The organism is Pseudomonas sp. BN414, assembly GCF_029871275.1.
In the GTDB taxonomy this organism is placed as follows: Bacteria; Pseudomonadota; Gammaproteobacteria; order Pseudomonadales; family Pseudomonadaceae; genus Metapseudomonas; species Metapseudomonas resinovorans_C.
In genome coordinates this window covers 43,818-61,026 of record NZ_SSOL01000076.1, presented here as the reverse complement: position 1 = coordinate 61,026, position 17,209 = coordinate 43,818, and the positions used below count along the sequence as shown (strand labels likewise).

General features: G+C 61.5%; 18 protein-coding genes. 16 read left to right on the top strand and 2 right to left on the bottom strand.

What is annotated here, in order from left to right; genetic code table 11:
* Positions 1-10: 10 nt before the first annotated feature.
* The 12 genes from atpB (at position 11) to cfaB (ending at position 12,480) form a co-directional block, all read left to right on the top strand.
* Positions 11-880, top strand: a complete 870-nt coding sequence (atpB, locus tag E8E95_RS24125; RefSeq protein ID WP_280354465.1) for a F0F1 ATP synthase subunit A — start codon at positions 11-13, stop codon at positions 878-880.
* 189 nt (positions 881-1,069) lie between these two features.
* A complete protein-coding gene (gene atpE / locus E8E95_RS24120) occupies positions 1,070-1,327 on the top strand; it encodes a F0F1 ATP synthase subunit C (RefSeq protein WP_003457994.1) in 258 nt (85 codons plus the stop codon).
* Positions 1,328-1,376: 49 nt separating this feature from the next.
* Positions 1,377-1,847, top strand: coding sequence for a F0F1 ATP synthase subunit B (locus E8E95_RS24115; RefSeq protein ID WP_077527493.1), 471 nt, complete (start codon positions 1,377-1,379; stop codon positions 1,845-1,847).
* Between the two features lie 12 nt (positions 1,848-1,859).
* Positions 1,860-2,396, top strand: coding sequence for a F0F1 ATP synthase subunit delta (locus E8E95_RS24110; RefSeq protein ID WP_280354463.1), 537 nt, complete (start codon positions 1,860-1,862; stop codon positions 2,394-2,396).
* A 21-nt stretch (positions 2,397-2,417) separates the two neighbouring features.
* Positions 2,418-3,962: a F0F1 ATP synthase subunit alpha gene (atpA, locus tag E8E95_RS24105; protein WP_077527491.1), complete on the top strand. Its 1,545-nt coding sequence runs from the start codon at positions 2,418-2,420 to the stop codon at positions 3,960-3,962.
* Between the two features lie 52 nt (positions 3,963-4,014).
* The gene (gene atpG, locus E8E95_RS24100) at positions 4,015-4,875 is read left to right on the top strand and encodes a F0F1 ATP synthase subunit gamma (protein WP_280354461.1); all 861 of its coding nucleotides are present in this window, start codon (positions 4,015-4,017) and stop codon (positions 4,873-4,875) included.
* A gap of 30 nt (positions 4,876-4,905) precedes the next feature.
* Positions 4,906-6,282, top strand: a complete 1,377-nt coding sequence (gene atpD, locus E8E95_RS24095; protein ID WP_077527489.1) for a F0F1 ATP synthase subunit beta — start codon at positions 4,906-4,908, stop codon at positions 6,280-6,282.
* A 43-nt stretch (positions 6,283-6,325) separates the two neighbouring features.
* Positions 6,326-6,751, top strand: a complete 426-nt coding sequence (locus E8E95_RS24090) for a F0F1 ATP synthase subunit epsilon (RefSeq protein ID WP_120653847.1) — start codon at positions 6,326-6,328, stop codon at positions 6,749-6,751.
* Between the two features lie 138 nt (positions 6,752-6,889).
* Positions 6,890-8,254, top strand: coding sequence for a bifunctional UDP-N-acetylglucosamine diphosphorylase/glucosamine-1-phosphate N-acetyltransferase GlmU (gene glmU / locus E8E95_RS24085; protein ID WP_280354459.1), 1,365 nt, complete (start codon positions 6,890-6,892; stop codon positions 8,252-8,254).
* A 142-nt stretch (positions 8,255-8,396) separates the two neighbouring features.
* Positions 8,397-9,167 carry a DeoR family transcriptional regulator gene (locus E8E95_RS24080; RefSeq protein ID WP_280354457.1) on the top strand — a complete coding sequence of 257 codons (771 nt, stop codon included), beginning with the start codon at positions 8,397-8,399 and terminating at the stop codon, positions 9,165-9,167.
* Positions 9,168-9,183: 16 nt separating this feature from the next.
* Positions 9,184-11,019 carry a glutamine--fructose-6-phosphate transaminase (isomerizing) gene (glmS, locus tag E8E95_RS24075; RefSeq protein ID WP_280354455.1) on the top strand — a complete coding sequence of 612 codons (1,836 nt, stop codon included), beginning with the start codon at positions 9,184-9,186 and terminating at the stop codon, positions 11,017-11,019.
* Between the two features lie 273 nt (positions 11,020-11,292).
* Positions 11,293-12,480: a C17 cyclopropane fatty acid synthase CfaB gene (cfaB, locus tag E8E95_RS24070; protein ID WP_280354453.1), complete on the top strand. Its 1,188-nt coding sequence runs from the start codon at positions 11,293-11,295 to the stop codon at positions 12,478-12,480.
* On the opposite strand, the gene folE2 is transcribed toward cfaB, so the two are convergent.
* Positions 12,468-13,358, bottom strand: coding sequence for a GTP cyclohydrolase FolE2 (gene folE2, locus E8E95_RS24065; RefSeq protein ID WP_280354451.1), 891 nt, complete (start codon positions 13,356-13,358; stop codon positions 12,468-12,470). The genes cfaB and folE2 overlap by 13 nt on opposite strands.
* A gap of 68 nt (positions 13,359-13,426) precedes the next feature.
* On the opposite strand from folE2, the gene dksA reads away from it, so the two are divergent.
* Genes dksA through E8E95_RS24050 form a run of 3 tightly spaced genes read left to right on the top strand, consistent with a single transcriptional unit; the run spans position 13,427 to position 15,701 of the window.
* A complete protein-coding gene (gene dksA, locus E8E95_RS24060; RefSeq protein ID WP_280354449.1) occupies positions 13,427-13,846 on the top strand; it encodes an RNA polymerase-binding protein DksA in 420 nt (139 codons plus the stop codon).
* Positions 13,847-13,857: 11 nt separating this feature from the next.
* Complete coding sequence (gene zigA, locus E8E95_RS24055; RefSeq protein WP_280354447.1) at positions 13,858-15,066, top strand: zinc metallochaperone GTPase ZigA; 1,209 nt, start codon at positions 13,858-13,860, stop codon at positions 15,064-15,066.
* On the top strand, positions 15,066-15,701 hold the full coding sequence (locus tag E8E95_RS24050; protein WP_280354445.1) for a DUF1826 domain-containing protein: 636 nt from the start codon (positions 15,066-15,068) through the stop codon (positions 15,699-15,701). The genes zigA and E8E95_RS24050 overlap by 1 nt, the downstream gene beginning before the upstream one ends.
* A 10-nt stretch (positions 15,702-15,711) precedes the next feature.
* Here the strand turns inward: E8E95_RS24050 and E8E95_RS24045 are convergent, their stop codons facing one another.
* On the bottom strand, positions 15,712-16,059 hold the full coding sequence (locus E8E95_RS24045) for an NADH:ubiquinone oxidoreductase (RefSeq protein ID WP_280354444.1): 348 nt from the start codon (positions 16,057-16,059) through the stop codon (positions 15,712-15,714).
* Between the two features lie 79 nt (positions 16,060-16,138).
* On the opposite strand from E8E95_RS24045, the gene E8E95_RS24040 reads away from it, so the two are divergent.
* A complete protein-coding gene (locus E8E95_RS24040) occupies positions 16,139-17,116 on the top strand; it encodes a CobW family GTP-binding protein (RefSeq protein ID WP_280354778.1) in 978 nt (325 codons plus the stop codon).
* Positions 17,117-17,209 lie beyond the last annotated feature (93 nt).

The following is a 17,209-nucleotide window of genomic DNA, read 5'->3' as shown; positions in this document are numbered from 1 at the left end:
TGAGGCAAACATGGCAGAGCAAACCGCTTCGGGCTATATCCAGCACCACCTGCAGAACCTGACCTTCGGTCGTCTGCCCAATGGCGATTGGGGCTTCGCCCACACCGCCGAGCAAGCCAAGGAAATGGGCTTCTGGGCTTTCCACGTGGACACACTGGGCTGGTCCATCGGCCTCGGTCTGCTGTTCGTACTCCTCTTCCGCATGGCGGCCAAGAAAGCCACTTCCGGCATTCCCGGCGGCCTGCAGAACCTGGTCGAAGTGATGGTCGACTTCGTCGACAGCAACGTCAAAGACACCTTCCACGGCCGCAACCCGCTGATCGCTCCGCTGGCGTTGACCATCTTCGTCTGGATCTTCCTGATGAACGCCATCGACCTGCTGCCGGTCGACTGGATCCCGATGGTGGCTGCCAAGATCACTGGCAATGAACACCTGTTCTTCCGCGCCGTTCCGACCACCGACCCGAATGCCACCCTCGGCATGGCCTTCTCGGTCTTCGGCCTGATCATCTTCTACAGCATCAAGGTCAAGGGCATCGGCGGCTTCCTCGGCGAACTGACCCTGCACCCCTTCAGCAGCAAGAACATCTTCGTTCAGATCCTGCTGATTCCGGTCAACTTCCTGCTTGAATTCGTCACCTTGATCGCCAAGCCGATCTCTCTGGCTCTGCGTCTGTTCGGCAACATGTACGCCGGTGAGCTCGTGTTCATCCTGATCGCCGTAATGTTCGGCGCAGGCATCCTGCTGCTGAGCGGCCTGGGTGTTGCACTGCAGTGGGCGTGGGCTGTGTTCCACATCCTGATCATCACCCTGCAGGCCTTCATCTTCATGATGCTGACCATCGTCTACCTGTCGATGGCGCATGAGGACAACCATTAATAACGCGCAGCGCATCAACTGACCTTCTTCCGAACGGGAGAAGGTGTCCGAAGGACAAGGGGATGCGCTGATTGTTTGAGATGGTTCCGGCTTGAGGCCGGAAAGCCCGCAAGGGCAGTGGGAAAAAACGATTTCGCTTTACCGCTTCACTTAAACCTTAACCAACACGACATAAAGTCGGGAGGAAAAATGGAAACTGTAGTAGGTCTGACCGCGATCGCCGTAGCTCTGCTGATTGGTCTGGGTGCCCTGGGTACCGCCATTGGCTTCGGTCTGCTGGGTGGCAAGTTCCTGGAAGGCGCTGCTCGCCAACCGGAAATGGTTCCGATGCTGCAAGTTAAAATGTTCATCGTGGCCGGTCTGCTCGACGCCGTAACCATGATCGGCGTTGGTATCGCTCTGTTCTTCACCTTCGCTAACCCGTTCATTGCTCAGGTAGCCCAGTAATCCTCGATTTTCGAGGATTCGACTGACAACGAACGAGCGAGGTGTTGGCGTGAACATTAATGCAACCCTGATCGGCCAGTCCGTTGCGTTCTTCATCTTCGTACTGTTCTGCATGAAGTTCGTGTGGCCGCCGGTCATCACTGCTCTGCGTGAACGTCAGAAGAAGATCGCTGATGGTCTGGACGCTGCCAACCGTGCGGCTCGTGACCTGGAGCTGGCCCATGAAAAAGTGGGTCAGCAACTGCGCGAAGCCAAGGCTCAGGCAGCTGAAATCATCGAGCAAGCCAAAAAGCGCGCTACCCAGATCGTCGACGAATCTCGCGATCAGGCACGTGCTGAAGGCGAGCGCCTGAAGGCGCAAGCTCAGGCTGAGATCGAACAGGAACTGAACAGCGTCAAAGACGCCCTGCGTGCCCAACTGGGCAGCCTGGCCGTCAATGGTGCCGAGAAGATCCTGGGTGCCACTATCGATCAAAACGCGCACGCGGAGCTGGTTAACAAACTGGCTGCCGAAATCTAAGCGAGGGCGATCATGGCAGAACTGACCACGTTGGCCCGACCTTACGCCAAGGCTGCTTTCGAGTACGCCCAGGCCCATCAGCAGCTGGCCGCCTGGTCGGCCATGCTAGGCCTGGCCGCAGCGGTGTCGCAAGACGACACCATGCAGCGCGTGCTCAAAGCCCCGCGTCTGACGAGCGCAGAGAAAGCCAACGCCTTTAACGAGGTAGTTGGTGACAAGTTCGATGCTCTGGCACAGAACTTCATCCACGTTGTTTCCGAGAATGGCCGCCTCGTGCTGCTGCCGGAAATCGCCGAACAGTTCGAGCTGTACAAGGCCGAGCAGGAAAAGTCGGTAGATGTGGAAGTAACCAGTGCCTTCGCATTGAACGAAGAACAGCAAGACAAACTCGCCAAGGTTCTCAGCGCACGGCTCAGCCGGGAAGTGCGTCTGCACGCCGTGGAAGACTCCAGCCTCATAGGTGGTGTAGTCATCCGCGCCGGCGACCTGGTTATCGATGGCTCGGTTCGCGGCAAAATCGCGAAACTGGCCGAAGCGTTGAAATCTTGAGTTTGAAGGGGCAGCAGAGCAATGCAGCAACTCAATCCTTCCGAAATTAGTGAAATCATCAAGGGACGTATCGAGAAACTCGACGTCTCTTCCCAAGCCCGTAACGAGGGCACCATCGTTTCCGTTTCCGACGGCATCGTGCGCATCTACGGCCTGGCCGACGTGATGTACGGTGAAATGATCGAGTTCCCGGGCGGCGTCTACGGTATGGCGCTGAACCTGGAGCAAGACTCCGTTGGTGCCGTAATCCTGGGCAAATACGTCGGTCTGGCCGAAGGTATGAGCGCCAAGTGCACCGGCCGCATCCTGGAAGTACCGGTTGGTCCGGAACTGCTGGGTCGCGTCGTTGACGCCCTGGGCAACCCGATCGATGGCAAAGGTCCGATCAACGCTGCTGCCACCGATGCGGTGGAAAAAGTAGCGCCGGGCGTGATCTGGCGTAAGTCGGTAGACCAGCCGGTACAGACCGGTTACAAGGCCGTTGACGCCATGATCCCGATCGGCCGTGGCCAGCGCGAGCTGATCATTGGCGACCGTCAGATTGGTAAGACTGCCCTGGCCGTCGACGCCATCATCAACCAGAAAGACAGCGGCATCCGCTGCGTCTACGTAGCCATCGGTCAGAAGCAATCGACCATCGCCAACGTAGTTCGCAAGCTGGAAGAAAACGGCGCCCTGGCCAACACCATCATCGTGGCCGCCAGTGCTTCCGAATCGCCTGCCCTGCAGTACATCGCGCCGTACTCCGGTTGCACCATGGGTGAGTACTTCCGCGACCGCGGCGAAGACGCCCTGATCATCTATGACGACCTGTCCAAGCAGGCCGTAGCCTACCGCCAGATCTCCCTGCTGCTGCGCCGTCCGCCGGGCCGCGAAGCTTACCCGGGCGACGTGTTCTATCTCCACAGCCGTCTGCTGGAGCGCGCTTCCCGCGTTTCCGAAGAGTACGTAGAGAAGTTCACCAACGGCGCTGTGAAAGGCAAGACCGGTTCCCTGACCGCCCTGCCGATCATCGAAACCCAGGCTGGTGACGTTTCCGCGTTCGTTCCGACCAACGTGATCTCCATCACCGACGGTCAGATCTTCCTGGAATCCGCTCTGTTCAACTCGGGTATCCGTCCGGCCGTTAACGCCGGTATCTCGGTATCCCGTGTTGGTGGCGCGGCCCAGACCAAGATCATCAAGAAGCTGTCCGGTGGTATTCGTACCGCCCTGGCCCAGTACCGTGAACTGGCTGCGTTCGCGCAGTTCGCTTCCGACCTGGACGAGGCTACCCGTAAGCAGCTGGAACACGGTCAGCGCGTTACCGAACTGATGAAGCAGAAGCAGTACGCGCCCATGTCCATCGCCGACATGTCGCTGAGCCTGTACGCCGCTGAGCGTGGCTTCCTGCAGGACGTCGAGCTCACCAAGATCGGCGCCTTCGAACAAGCCTTGATCGCCTACTTCAACCGTGATCACGCCGCACTGCTGGCGAAGATCAACGAGAAGGGTGACTTCAACGACGAAATCGACGCCGGCATCAAGGCTGGTATCGAGAAGTTCAAGGCCACCCAAACCTGGTAAGCCGCAGCGGGGGGTCGTAAGGCCCCCCGCCTGCTAACCCGAAAGGTGTTACATGGCAGGCGCAAAAGAGATTCGCAGCAAGATTGCGAGCATCAAAAGCACGCAGAAGATCACCAGCGCCATGGAAAAGGTGGCGGTCAGCAAGATGCGCAGGGCTCAACTGCGTATGGCTGCCAGCCGCCCCTACGCGGAGCGCATCCGCCAGGTGATCGGTCATTTGGCCAACGCGAACCCGGAATACCGTCATCCCTTCATGATCGAGCGTGAAGTAAAGCGCGTCGGTTACGTCGTGGTGAGTACCGACCGTGGTCTGTGTGGCGGCTTGAACATCAACCTGTTCAAGGCCCTGGTCAAGGACATGGCGGTTTACCGTGAACAAGGCGTGGAGATCGACCTCTGCGTGATTGGTAGCAAGGGTGCGGCCTTCTTCCGCAACTACGGCGGCAACGTCGTGGCAGCTATCAGCCACATCGGCGAGGAACCCTCGATCAACGACCTGATCGGCAGCGTCAAGGTCATGCTCGATGCATACCTGGATGGCCGTATCGATCGCCTGTTCGTGGTTTCCAACAAGTTCGTCAACACCATGACGCAGAAGCCGACCGTGGACCAACTGGTTCCGCTGGTGGCCGACGCCGATCAAGAGTTGAAGCACCACTGGGACTACCTCTACGAGCCCGACGCCAAGGAGATCCTTGAGGGTCTGCTGGTGCGCTACGTGGAATCCCAGGTGTATCAGTCCGTGGTTGAAAACAACGCCTGCGAGCAGGCGGCACGGATGATCGCGATGAAGAACGCCACCGACAACGCCGGTGACCTGATCAGCAGTCTTCAGCTGGTCTACAACAAGGCGCGTCAGGCAGCGATCACTCAAGAGATTTCGGAAATCGTCGGCGGCGCTGCCGCGGTTTAAGACCGGTTCATATATTTAGAGGAACCAGATATGAGTAGCGGACGTATCGTTCAAATCATCGGCGCCGTTATCGACGTGGAATTCCCGCGTGATCAGGTGCCGAACGTCTACGACGCGCTGAAAGTCAGCGGCGTCGAAACCACCCTGGAAGTTCAGCAGCAGCTGGGCGACGGCGTGGTTCGTTCCATCGCCATGGGTTCGACCGAAGGCCTCAAGCGTGGCCTGGACGTATCCAACACCGGCGCAGCCATCTCCGTCCCGGTTGGCACGGCCACCCTGGGCCGCATCATGGACGTGCTGGGCAACCCCATCGACGAAGCTGGCCCCATCGGCGAAGAAGAGCGCTGGGTTATCCACCGCGACGCTCCGTCCTACGCTGAACAAGCGGGTGGCAACGAGCTGCTGGAAACCGGCATCAAGGTAATCGACCTGGTCTGCCCCTTCGCCAAAGGCGGTAAGGTCGGCCTGTTCGGTGGCGCCGGTGTAGGCAAGACCGTAAACATGATGGAACTGATCCGTAACATCGCGATCGAGCACAGCGGTTACTCTGTGTTCGCCGGCGTGGGTGAGCGTACTCGTGAGGGTAACGACTTCTACCACGAGATGAAGGATTCCAACGTTCTGGACAAAGTGGCCCTGGTATACGGCCAGATGAACGAGCCGCCGGGCAACCGTCTGCGCGTTGCACTGACCGGCCTGACCATGGCCGAGAAGTTCCGTGACGAAGGCCGCGACGTTCTGCTGTTCGTCGACAACATCTACCGTTACACCCTGGCCGGTACCGAAGTGTCCGCGCTGCTGGGTCGTATGCCGTCCGCTGTGGGTTACCAGCCGACCCTGGCCGAGGAAATGGGCGTTCTGCAAGAGCGCATCACCTCCACCAAGACCGGTTCGATCACCTCCATCCAGGCCGTATACGTTCCCGCGGACGACCTGACCGACCCGTCCCCGGCGACCACCTTCGCCCACCTGGACGCCACCGTCGTACTGTCCCGTGACATCGCGTCCCTGGGTATCTACCCGGCCGTTGACCCGCTGGACTCGACCTCGCGCCAGCTGGACCCGCTGGTGATCGGTCAGGACCACTACGACACCGCTCGCGGCGTCCAGTACGTTCTGCAGCGTTACAAGGAACTGAAGGACATCATCGCGATCCTCGGTATGGACGAACTGTCCGAAGCGGACAAGCAGCTCGTTAACCGTGCTCGTAAGATCCAGCGCTTCCTGTCCCAGCCGTTCTTCGTGGCCGAAGTCTTCACCGGTTCCCCGGGTAAGTACGTGTCGCTGAAGGACACCATCGCTGGCTTCAAAGGCATCCTCAACGGTGACTACGACCACCTGCCCGAGCAGGCGTTCTACATGGTCGGCGGCATCGAAGAAGCCATCGAGAAAGCGAAGAAACTGTAACCCCCTGAGCGCCCGGCGACGGGCGCTTACGTGAGGCAAGCGTATGGCTATTACTGTCCATTGCGATATCGTCAGCGCCGAAGCGGAGATCTTCTCCGGTCTGGTGGAGATGGTGATTGCGCACGGCCACCTGGGCGATCTGGGTATCGCGCCGGGCCACGCCCCGCTGATCACCGACCTCAAGCCGGGTCCGATCCGCCTGGTCAAACAGGGTGGTGAGGAGGAGGTGTACTACATCTCCGGTGGTTTCCTCGAGGTCCAGCCCAACATGGTGAAGGTCCTGGCCGACACCGTGCTGCGCGCCGGCGACCTGGACGAAGCTGCTGCTCAGGAGTCCCTCAAGGCTGCTGAGAAGGCCCTCCACGAGAAGGGCGCAGAGTTCGATTACTCTGCCGCCTCTGCTCGTCTGGCCGAGGCCGCGGCCCAGCTGCGTACCGTCCAGCAGATCCGCAAGAAGTTCGGCGGCTAAGAGCTCATTCACGATCTTGTGGATAAGCTCTTGGACCCAAGGCTTCATTGCAGACAAGTTAAAGGGTAGCCTTGGCTACCCTTTTTCTTTTCCGGTATTCCGGTTTTCGCTTTCCAGCCTGATTCGGTGATTCCCTCCATGTCCCTCGATATCGTCATCCTCGCCGCCGGCCAAGGCACGCGCATGCGTTCGGCCCTGCCCAAGGTCCTGCATCCGGTGGCCGGCAAGGCCATGCTCGGCCACGTCATCGACTCGGCCCGCAAACTCGAGCCCAAGGGCATTCATGTGGTGATCGGCCATGGCGCCGAGACCGTACGCGAGCGCCTGGCTGCCGATGACCTGAATTTCGTGCTCCAGGCCGAACAGCTGGGTACCGGCCACGCCGTCGCCCAGGCGCTGCCACAGCTGACTGCCGAGCGCGTGCTGATCCTTTACGGCGACGTGCCGCTGATCGAAGTGGAAACCCTCCAGCGCCTGCTGGAAAAGGTGAAGGATGACCAGCTCGCCCTGCTCACCGTGAAACTGGACGACCCCACTGGCTACGGCCGTATCGTTCGCGATGCCGAAGGTGTGGTGAAGGCCATCGTCGAACACAAGGATGCGACGCCCGAGCAGCGCGCAATCCAGGAAGGCAACACCGGCATTCTCGCAGTGCCTGGGAAGCGCCTGGCTGACTGGCTGGGCCGGCTGTCCAACAACAATGCCCAAGGTGAGTACTACCTCACCGATGTCATCGCCATGGCCGTGGCAGACGGCCTGGTAGTGGCCACCGAGCAGCCCCATGACGCGATGGAAGTGCAGGGTGCCAACGATCGCATCCAGCTTTCCGAGCTCGAGCGTCACTTCCAGAAGCGCGCTGCCCGCCGCCTGATGACTCAAGGCGTGACCCTGCTGGACCCTGCCCGTTTCGACCTGCGTGGCGAAGTGAGCGTAGGCCGCGATGTGCTGATCGACGTGAACGTCATCCTCGAAGGACGTGTGGTGATTGAGGACGGTGTGCAGATTGGCCCTAACTGCGTCATCAAGGACAGCACCCTGCGCCGTGGAGCCGTGGTCAAGGCCAACAGCCACCTTGAAGGCGCTGAACTGGGCGAGGGCGCCGATTGTGGTCCGTTCGCTCGCTTGCGTCCCGGTGCCGTACTGGGCGCCAAGGCCCATGTGGGTAACTTCGTCGAACTGAAGAACGCCGTGCTGGGCGAGGGCGCCAAGGCGGGTCACCTGGCTTACCTGGGCGACGCCGAGATCGGCGCGCGCACCAACATCGGTGCTGGCACCATTACCTGCAACTACGACGGCGCCAACAAGTTCCGCACCGTCATGGGCGAGGATGTGTTCATCGGTTCCAACAGTTCCCTGGTCGCTCCGCTCACTTTGGGTGACGGCGTCACCACGGGTGCGGGCTCGACCATCACCCAGGACGTGCCAGCCAACACCCTGGCCGTTGGCCGCGCGAAACAGCGCAACATCGAAGGCTGGAAGCGTCCGGTGAAGACGAAGAAGTAAGCCTGTGGAAAACCTGGGTTGTGGATAACTCATGACCCAGACAAAAAAGGCGGCCCAGGCCGCCTTTTGTCGTTTTTGGGGTTGACGCAAAAGCTTCGTTAGGTTTTGATTCGCGCCATTATCTTTCGAAACGAAACTTTCGTTGATGACGAAACGCAATACTCCCCAACGCCGCCACGCGATCCTTGCGCTGCTCGACGAGCAGGGCGAGGTGAGTGTCGACGAGTTGGCCAAAGCGTTCGCAACGTCCGAAGTGACCATTCGCAAGGACCTCACCGCGCTCGAGAAGAACGGCCTGCTGCTCCGTCGTTACGGTGGCGCGGTACCGATGCCGCAGGAGCTGATCGGCGAAGGTAACCAGCCGGTTTCCTCGTACAAGCTTGCCATCGCCCGCGCAGCCGTCGGCTGCATTCGGGAGCACGCGCGGATCATCATCGACAGCGGCAGCACCACCGCCGCCATGATCCCGGAGCTTGGCCACAAGCCGGGACTGGTGGTGATGACCAACTCGCTGAGTGTCGCCAATGCCCTGCGCGAGCTGGAACATGAACCCGTACTGCTGATGACCGGCGGCACCTGGGACCCACATTCCGAATCCTTCCAGGGCCAGGTAGCCGAACAGGTCCTGCGTTCCTACGATTTCGACCAGTTGTTCATTGGCGCCGACGGTATCGACCTGCAGCGCGGCACGTCCACCTTCAACGAACTGCTGGGGCTCTCGCGGGTCATGGCCGAAGTGGCGCGCGAGGTCATCGTCATGGCCGAGTCCGACAAGGTCGGCCGACGCATTCCCAACCTGGAGCTGCCCTGGAGCAGCATCCACACCCTGATAACCGACGAGCGCCTTTCTACCGAAGCGCGCGAACAGATAGCCGCGCGCGGGGTCAAGCTGATCTGCGCGCGCATAGATTGAGAGAGGAGAACCAGCCATGTGTGGCATCGTTGGCGCCATTGCCGAGCGTAATATCACCCCAATCCTGGTCGAGGGCCTGAAGCGCCTCGAATACCGTGGCTACGACAGCGCTGGTGTGGCCGTCTTCACCAACGAAGGCAAGCTGGACCGCAGCCGCCGCGTCGGTAAGGTGGCCGAGCTGGAACAGGCCCTTGCGGAGCAGCCCCTGGTCGGTCGCCTGGGCATCGCCCACACCCGCTGGGCCACCCACGGTGCACCCAGCGAGCACAACGCCCACCCGCACTTCTCTGGCGACCGACTGGCCGTCGTCCACAACGGCATCATCGAGAACTACGAAGCCCTGCGCGAGCAACTCAAGACGCTGGGCTACGTATTCACCTCGGATACCGATACCGAAGTCATCGTCCACCTGCTGCACCACAAGCTGAAGACCATCCCGGATCTCGCCGATGCGCTCAAGGCCGCGGTACCGGAACTGCATGGTGCCTACGGCCTGGCCGTTATCAGTGCCAGCCAGCCTGACCGCCTGCTCGCCGCCCGCAGCGGCAGCCCGCTGGTGATCGGCCTGGGCCTGGGCGAGAACTTCCTCGCGTCCGACCAACTGGCCCTGCGCCAGGTGACCGACCGTTTCATCTACCTGGAGGAAGGCGATATCGCCGAGATCCGCCGCGACAGCGTGCAGATCTGGGACGAGCAGGGTCGCGCTGTGCAGCGTGAGCCTGTGCAGTACCACGAAGGCGCCGAAGCTGCCGACAAGGGCGAGTACCGCCACTTCATGCTGAAGGAAATCCACGAGCAGCCGAAGGTCGTGCAGCGCACCATGGAAGGCCGCCTCGGTGCGGACCATGTCCTGGTCAACGCCTTCGGCCCGCGTGCCGCCGAGCTGTTCGCCAAGGTGCGCAATGTGCAGATCGTCGCCTGCGGCACCAGCTACCACGCCGGCATGGTCGCCCGTTACTGGCTGGAAGACCTGGCCGGCATTCCCTGCCAGATCGAGGTGGCCAGCGAGTTCCGCTACCGGAAGGTAGTGGTCCAGCCGGACACCCTCTTCGTGACGATTTCCCAGTCCGGCGAAACCGCCGACACCCTGGCCGCGCTGCGCAATGCCAAGGAGCTGGGCTACCTGACCAGCCTGGCCATCTGCAACGTCGGCACCAGCTCCCTGGTGCGCGAATCCGACCTCACCCTGCTGACCCAGGCCGGTCCGGAAATCGGTGTCGCCTCCACCAAGGCCTTCACCACCCAGCTGGTGGGCCTGCTGCTGCTGACCCTGTCCCTCGGTCAGGTGCGCGGTACTCTGGAAGCCGGCGTCGAAGCCCGTCTGGTGGACGAACTTCGCCGCCTGCCGACTCGCCTGGGTGAAGCCCTGGCCATGGACAAGACCATCGAGAAAGTGGCCGAGCTCTTCGCTGAGAAGCACCACACCCTGTTCCTCGGCCGTGGCGCGCAGTATCCGGTGGCAATGGAGGGTTCGCTGAAGCTCAAGGAAATCTCCTACATCCATGCGGAAGCCTATCCGGCAGGTGAGCTCAAGCACGGCCCGCTGGCCCTGGTGGACAGCGACATGCCAGTGGTGACCGTTGCGCCGAACAACGAGCTGGTGGAGAAGCTGAAGTCCAACCTGCAGGAGGTTCGTGCCCGCGGTGGCCAGCTGATCGTCTTCGCCGATGGCGAAGCAGGCATCCACAACGGCGAGGGCACTCACGTGGTGGCCATGCCGCACATCGATGACGTGCTGGCACCGATCCTCTACACCATCCCGCTGCAGCTGCTGTCCTACTACGTCGCCGTGCTCAAGGGCACCGACGTCGACCAGCCGCGCAACCTGGCGAAATCCGTGACCGTGGAATAACGCGGCTTCCGGTAGCACGACACGGCGCCCTAGGGCGCCGTTTCTTTTTGACCCTTCCTGCGTGGGCAAGACGCGCCGCCCTGTGTCATCACCATTGCAACCAAACCCGCTTGAATCGTTGCGCGGTGCTGGGGGTCATATCTCCTGAGTGGACAGAAATGCTGGATTGGGGTGCTGGCGCCCGCCCTATCGAGGAAAACTATCAACTCGATAGCCTGACAACTTTATAGGGTGGTCTACCTTTCCAGTGTCCTTGGTGAAGGAGGAGTTCCCATGCTTGCGCAACTTCCGCCGGTCATGCGCGATCTGAAATTGCCCCTGCGTGTACTGCTCTGGGATGGCAAGGAGATCGAACTGGGTCCCAACCCGACCGTGACCATGAGGGTCAAGGACCCCAGCGTGGTCTCCCTGCTGGCCCGGCCCAGCCTCGGCACGCTGGGAACCGCCTATGTGGAAGGACGCCTGGAACTGGAAGGACCGATCCTTGAAGTGATCCGGGTCGGTGATGCCCTGAGCGAGGCGCTGGTCGGTGACGAGGATGAGTCGGTGCCGGAGCGTCTGTCCCACGACAAGGCGACCGACGCCGCTGCGATTTCCTACCACTACGACCTCTCCAACGATTTCTATGCCCTTTGGCTCGATCGCGAGATGGTGTACTCCTGCGCCTACTTCCCCACTGGCACCGAAGACCTCGAAAGCGCCCAGCAGGCCAAGCTGCACCATCTCTGCCGAAAACTCCGCCTCAAGGCGGGCGAGTACCTCCTGGATGTCGGCTGTGGCTGGGGCGGTCTGGCGCGCTTCGCCGCTCGTGAGTATGGAGCCCGTGTGTTTGGCGTCACCCTCAGCAGTGAGCAACTGGCCCTTGGGCGTGAACGGGTCAAGGCAGAAGGCCTGGACGACCAGGTACAGCTGGAACTGCTGGATTACCGTGACCTGCCGCAGGATGGCCGCTTCGACAAGGTGGTCAGCGTCGGCATGTTCGAACACGTAGGTCACGCTAACCTGCCGCTCTACTGCAAGCGCCTCTTCGGGGCGGTTCGTGACGGCGGACTGGTGATGAACCACGGGATCACCGCCCGGCATCCCGATGGCCGTCCCGTAGGCCGGGGCGCCGGTGAGTTCATCGCCCGCTATGTATTCCCCCATGGCGAGCTGCCGCACCTGGCCGCCATGGTCACGGAGCTGAGTCTGGCCGGCATGGAAGTGGTGGATGTTGAAAGCCTGCGACTGCACTACGCGCGCACCCTGGAGTTCTGGAGCACCAACCTGGAAGCCAACCTCGCCCAGGCCTCCAAGCTGGTGCCGGAGCAGGCGCTGCGCATCTGGCGGCTGTATCTGGCAGGCTGCTCCCATGCCTTCCAGAAGGGCTGGATCAACCTGCACCAGATCCTCGTGACCAAGCCTCATGCCGATGGCTCCCATGAACTGCCCTGGAGCCGGGCGGACCTCTACGCCGGGTAGCGCCAGGCATATTCGGCGACGGCGTCGTGTGCATGAAGGCTCTCCGCGTGCACGACCCGTAGCCGGAACCCCTCTAGCCCATCCTGCTGCCGCAAGGCGTTGCCCAGGCGTCTGGCGGCATCCTCACAGAACATCAGGTTCCGGCGATTGGCCAAAGCGAAGGCCTGTTCGTCTGCGCGCCTGACAGCGGTCTGAACCGCGGTGCCGAGCGTGGCTTCCGCAAGGTCGGCCAGGCGTTGTAGTGCCAGGGTTCCGCCTGAGACCAGGCGCAGCGAGATCGTTGCAGTGCTGCGTTGGCTGTGGGGTGTTGCGACGATGCCATCACTGTTTCCCAGCCATTCCAGTACCCGTTCCTGCTCCAGGGAGAGACCTGAAAAATCCTCGGCGAAGCGCTGCTGGATCAACTGACGAGCGAGGGCCGCCGAGCATGGGCATGTCGAGGAATAGGTCACCTGCAATTGAAGTTCCACGTGAAACCCCCATCGATCCTGGCGTGCACGGACTTCGAATGGATAAGCCTTCCAACCTGCCAGTGGGCTGACCAGGGCCGGTCGCTGCAGCAACGCCTCGCCCTGCAACTTCAGGCTGGCCCTGGAGGAAAGACCCTGATGACTGTCGAGAAAGCGGGCCAGGACCCGCCGCAGCAGCTCGACGGAGAGCTCTTCTCTCTCGAACTCTTCCAACGCCAGATAGAGGCGTGACATATGGATGCCACGGGCACCGCCGTCATCCAGGCTGACGCCCGCATCGACGCGGGTGCTGATGCGCTGTCCTTCAAACCAAATCGGTTGGGCGATGCCACACATGCCGACCCAATTCAGGGGAAGGTCCAGGTTGGAAGCTCCGGATGGGATATCCGGGAGGGCGAGGGCATTCATCGGCGACCTCTTGAAGTGAATGGTGATTGTTATGTTATAACAAGTTAAGCATTCAAAGATCACTCGACATGTCAGACATTCCCTTCAGCCACGAAGAACTCCTGTCCCAGCCTGCCGAGTCCTACATGGACTCGGCGCAACGGGCGTTCTTTCGTGCCTTGCTGGAACGCCAGCGCGAAGCACTGCGGCAGCACATCGACATCGAGCTGGTGGACTTGCGTGAGGTCGAACCCGTCAGCGACGCCCTCGATCTCGCCAGCCGCGAGGAGCAGCGTCTCTGGCAGTTGCGGCTGCTGGAACGGGACAAGCGGTTGCTGGACAAGATCGACGACGCCCTGGATCGCCTGGCCCGGGGCGAATACGGCTGGTGCGAGGAGACCGGTGACCCCATCGGTCTGCGCCGGCTGCTGTTGAGGCCAACGGCAACCCTCTGCCTCGAAGCCAAGCAACGCCAGGAACTCAAAGAACGCCACCAGCGCCACGCCTGAAGGATACCCTCATGGACACACGCCTCCCCGTCACCCTCCTTTCCGGTTTCCTCGGCGCCGGCAAGAGCACCTTGCTCAACCATGTGCTGCGCAATCGAGAACGCTTGCGCGTGGCCGTGATCGTCAACGACATGAGCGAGATAAACATCGACGCCAGCGAGGTTCAGCGTGAGGTCAGCCTGAACCACGCGGAGGAGCGCCTGGTGGAAATGAGCAACGGCTGCATCTGCTGCACCCTGCGCGAAGACTTGCTGGAGGAGGTCAGCCGCCTGGCCCGCGAAGGACGCTTCGATTACCTGCTGATCGAATCCACAGGAATCTCCGAACCGCTTCCCGTAGCCGAAACCTTCACCTTCCGCGACGAGCAGGGCTGCAGCCTCTCGGACCTGGCGCGCCTCGACACCCTGGTAACCGTCGTCGACGGGGTGAACTTCCTGCGCGATTACCAGGCTGCCGATGACATTGCCAGCCGTGGCGAATCCCTCGGGGTGGATGACGAGCGCTCCATCAGCGACCTGCTCATCGAACAGGTGGAGTTCGCCGATGTGCTGCTGATCAGCAAGGCCGATCTGATTTCCAGCACCGACCGCGACGAGTTGATCGCCATCCTGCGGTGCCTCAACCCTGGCGCCGAAGTCATGCCGATGGTGATGGGCCAGGTGGACCTCCGGCGGATACTCGACACCGGCCGCTTCGACTTCGACCGTGCCGCCCAGGCAACGGGGTGGCTGAAGGAACTGCGCGGTGAGCACATCCCTGAAACCGAGGAATACGGCATCGCGTCCACGGCCTACCGTGCGCGACGTCCCTTCCATCCGCAGCGTTTCTTCCGGTTCCTCAATCGCCCATGGAGCAACGGTCGCCTGCTGCGCTCCAAGGGTTTCTTCTGGCTGGCCAGCCGCCACCGCGATGCGGGTAGCTGGTCCCAGGCAGGTGGATTGATGCGCTACGAGCTGGCGGGTTCCTGGTGGCGCTTCGTGCCGCGCGATCGCTGGCCCGAGGATCACGAAGGATTGCGCAGCGTCATGCAGCATTGGACGCCAGAGGTGGGCGATTGCCGTCAGGAACTGGTGTTTATCGGACAGGACATCGACTTCGCGCGCCTGCGCGCCGAACTGGACACCTGCCTGCTGGATGACGGTGAAATGGTGGGCGGACCGCAAGCCTGGTCGCGGATGCCGGACCCCTTCGCGCCCTGGCACGTCGAGGAATCCTCCTGATGCTGGCGCTCCCGTTGGCGCCGCAACAATTGCACGGCGATAGCCCGGACGTGCTGGGTGAAGTGCTGCGTGATGGGGTCAATCTCGCCATCTGGCAGCGGCAGCTACCTCTACATGTCCAGGGCTTCGCCAACAGCCTGCTGGCCTTGGGTGAGCCGCTGGCCGAATCCCTGTGCGTTGAGCTCCAGGGAATGGATGACGATCCGCGACTTCCCAGCCTGGCTGCTGGTTTCGCCGATCTGGAAGGCTATCAGGGCTTTGTTGCCGACGTGGGGTGGCTGGTGCGCGCCTTTGCCTGCCTGGTGGATGCGCGGCGCATCGGCCTGCGCCTTCGTCGCCTGGACCGGGCCATGTGCCCGCGCTTTCACGTTGATCATGTGCCGCTGCGACTGATCACCACCTATGCGGGCGCAGGCAGCCAATGGTTGCGGGAAGGTGAAATGCCCCGGTCAGGTCTGGGCAATCCCGCCTCGGAACCGGAGGGTGTGGATAACCAGCAAATGGGCGCAGGTCATGTGGCCCTGTTCAAAGGAGAGAAGTGGCTGGGTAACGAAGGTCGTGGAATTATCCACAGGTCGCCACAGCTTGCGCCCGGAGAAAGCCGGCTGCTGCTCACGCTGGATTGGCTGGGCTAGGTGGAAAATCCTATTCCCACTTGCCCTGGCTCTGAGTTTCGCAGAATGGCTTCAGGTAGCGCGCATCGCTGGCGACGCCGTAATAGTGGATGTCCTGGCGGTACAGCTGGTTACTGACCTTGGCATTGCGGCACACGCCGAAAGCGCCACTGGGGCAGTTATCCACAAAGCTCACCTCCACTTTCTGCCCTTTCATTTCCGGCTTGCAGAAGCCGTCACGGAAGAGTTGTGCAGGGATGCTACGGTTTTCCTGACAGAGCTTCACATCGAGGCCACCGCCCTGGCTGTGGACAACACAGGCTTCGGCATGGGCTTCGACTGAGAGCAACAGCAGCAAAGGCAGCAACCAGACGCGCATCGGAGGTCTTCCAGAACATGAAGGCAGCGACTCTAGCACGGCGCTTTCTAAGCGGGTTGTGAGCAAGCACCATATCCCGATGCTTACTCATATCCCTACCCATCTCATTGCCGGGCCTCTGGGCGCCGGCAAGACCAGCCTGATCCGCGACCTGCTGGCGCAGCGCCCTGCATCCGAACGCTGGGCAGTGCTGATCAACGAATTCGGCCAGATCGGCCTGGACGCGGCACTGCTGGCCAGCAGCGACGATGGCATCGCCATTGCCGAAGTGGCCGGCGGCTGTGTGTGCTGCGTCAACGGCGCGCCCTTCCAGGTCGGACTGGGCCGGCTACTGCGCAAGGCACGGCCAGACCGTCTACTGATTGAACCGTCCGGACTTGGACACCCGGTCGAGCTACTGCGACAGCTACGCGAACCCCCTTGGGAGCGCGTTTTGGCGCTACAGCCGAGCGTCGTGGTGCTTGACGCGGCGGCGCTGGCTACGGGCCAGCTACTGCCAGACAGCCAGCGAGAGGCACTTTTGGATGCTGGCCTGGTGCTACTAAACAAGGCCGAAGGCCTGGATTCGGCTACCTGTGAACAACTTTCTGCAGCATTGCCTTCAGTTAAGCTCCTGTGGACGACGCGTGGGAAACTAGACATCAAGAAGCTTCCAGGCATTCATGCACATTGTGGGAAAGCTGTTGGTATCAATGACTTACCAACAGGTGTGGATAAACCTGCACTTCTGTGGAGGAATCCCGCCGCGCCGATCTGCCAGGTACAGGCTGCAGATGACGGTTGGAGCATCGGCTGGCGCTGGCATCCGAGCCATAAGTTCGATCAGATTCGCCTGCAGGCGTGGCTGGCCAGCCTGCCCTGGCGTCGCGCCAAGCTGGTGCTGCAGACGGGCGCTGGCTGGCTTTCCGGCAACGCGCTGGAAGGCGCGCCGATCCACTGGCAGGCCAGCGAATGGCGCAAGGACTCGCGATTGGAACTGATATTCGCCGGGCCCCAGGACGAGGCGGCGTTGAAGGCGGGAATGGAGGCGTGCCGGTTGGGTAGTGAGAAGGGCTGAGGATCGTCGGCTTGCCTGTAGGGGCGAATTCATTCGCCAAGGGCAGCCTAGCTGCCCCATGCAAGGCCATAGGGCGAACCTGGGGTTCGTTTG

Bases quoted from the DNA above. Each gene is read 5' to 3' on its own strand.
- atpA (WP_077527491.1), top strand. From the start codon at position 2,418: ATGCAGCAACTCAATCCTTCCGAAATTAGTGAAATCATCAAGGGACGT.
- glmU (WP_280354459.1), top strand. From the start codon at position 6,890: ATGTCCCTCGATATCGTCATCCTCGCCGCCGGCCAAGGCACGCGCATG.
- zigA (WP_280354447.1), top strand. From the start codon at position 13,858: ATGGACACACGCCTCCCCGTCACCCTCCTTTCCGGTTTCCTCGGCGCC.
- E8E95_RS24110 (WP_280354463.1), top strand. From the start codon at position 1,860: ATGGCAGAACTGACCACGTTGGCCCGACCTTACGCCAAGGCTGCTTTC.
- E8E95_RS24090 (WP_120653847.1), top strand. From the start codon at position 6,326: ATGGCTATTACTGTCCATTGCGATATCGTCAGCGCCGAAGCGGAGATC.
- cfaB (WP_280354453.1), top strand. From the start codon at position 11,293: ATGCTTGCGCAACTTCCGCCGGTCATGCGCGATCTGAAATTGCCCCTG.
- glmS (WP_280354455.1), top strand. From the start codon at position 9,184: ATGTGTGGCATCGTTGGCGCCATTGCCGAGCGTAATATCACCCCAATC.
- atpE (WP_003457994.1), top strand. From the start codon at position 1,070: ATGGAAACTGTAGTAGGTCTGACCGCGATCGCCGTAGCTCTGCTGATT.
- folE2 (WP_280354451.1), bottom strand. From the start codon at position 13,358: ATGAATGCCCTCGCCCTCCCGGATATCCCATCCGGAGCTTCCAACCTG.
- E8E95_RS24050 (WP_280354445.1), top strand. From the start codon at position 15,066: ATGCTGGCGCTCCCGTTGGCGCCGCAACAATTGCACGGCGATAGCCCG.
- atpB (WP_280354465.1), top strand. From the start codon at position 11: ATGGCAGAGCAAACCGCTTCGGGCTATATCCAGCACCACCTGCAGAAC.
- dksA (WP_280354449.1), top strand. From the start codon at position 13,427: ATGTCAGACATTCCCTTCAGCCACGAAGAACTCCTGTCCCAGCCTGCC.
- E8E95_RS24045 (WP_280354444.1), bottom strand. From the start codon at position 16,059: ATGCGCGTCTGGTTGCTGCCTTTGCTGCTGTTGCTCTCAGTCGAAGCC.
- atpD (WP_077527489.1), top strand. From the start codon at position 4,906: ATGAGTAGCGGACGTATCGTTCAAATCATCGGCGCCGTTATCGACGTG.
- E8E95_RS24040 (WP_280354778.1), top strand. From the start codon at position 16,139: ATGCTTACTCATATCCCTACCCATCTCATTGCCGGGCCTCTGGGCGCC.
- atpG (WP_280354461.1), top strand. From the start codon at position 4,015: ATGGCAGGCGCAAAAGAGATTCGCAGCAAGATTGCGAGCATCAAAAGC.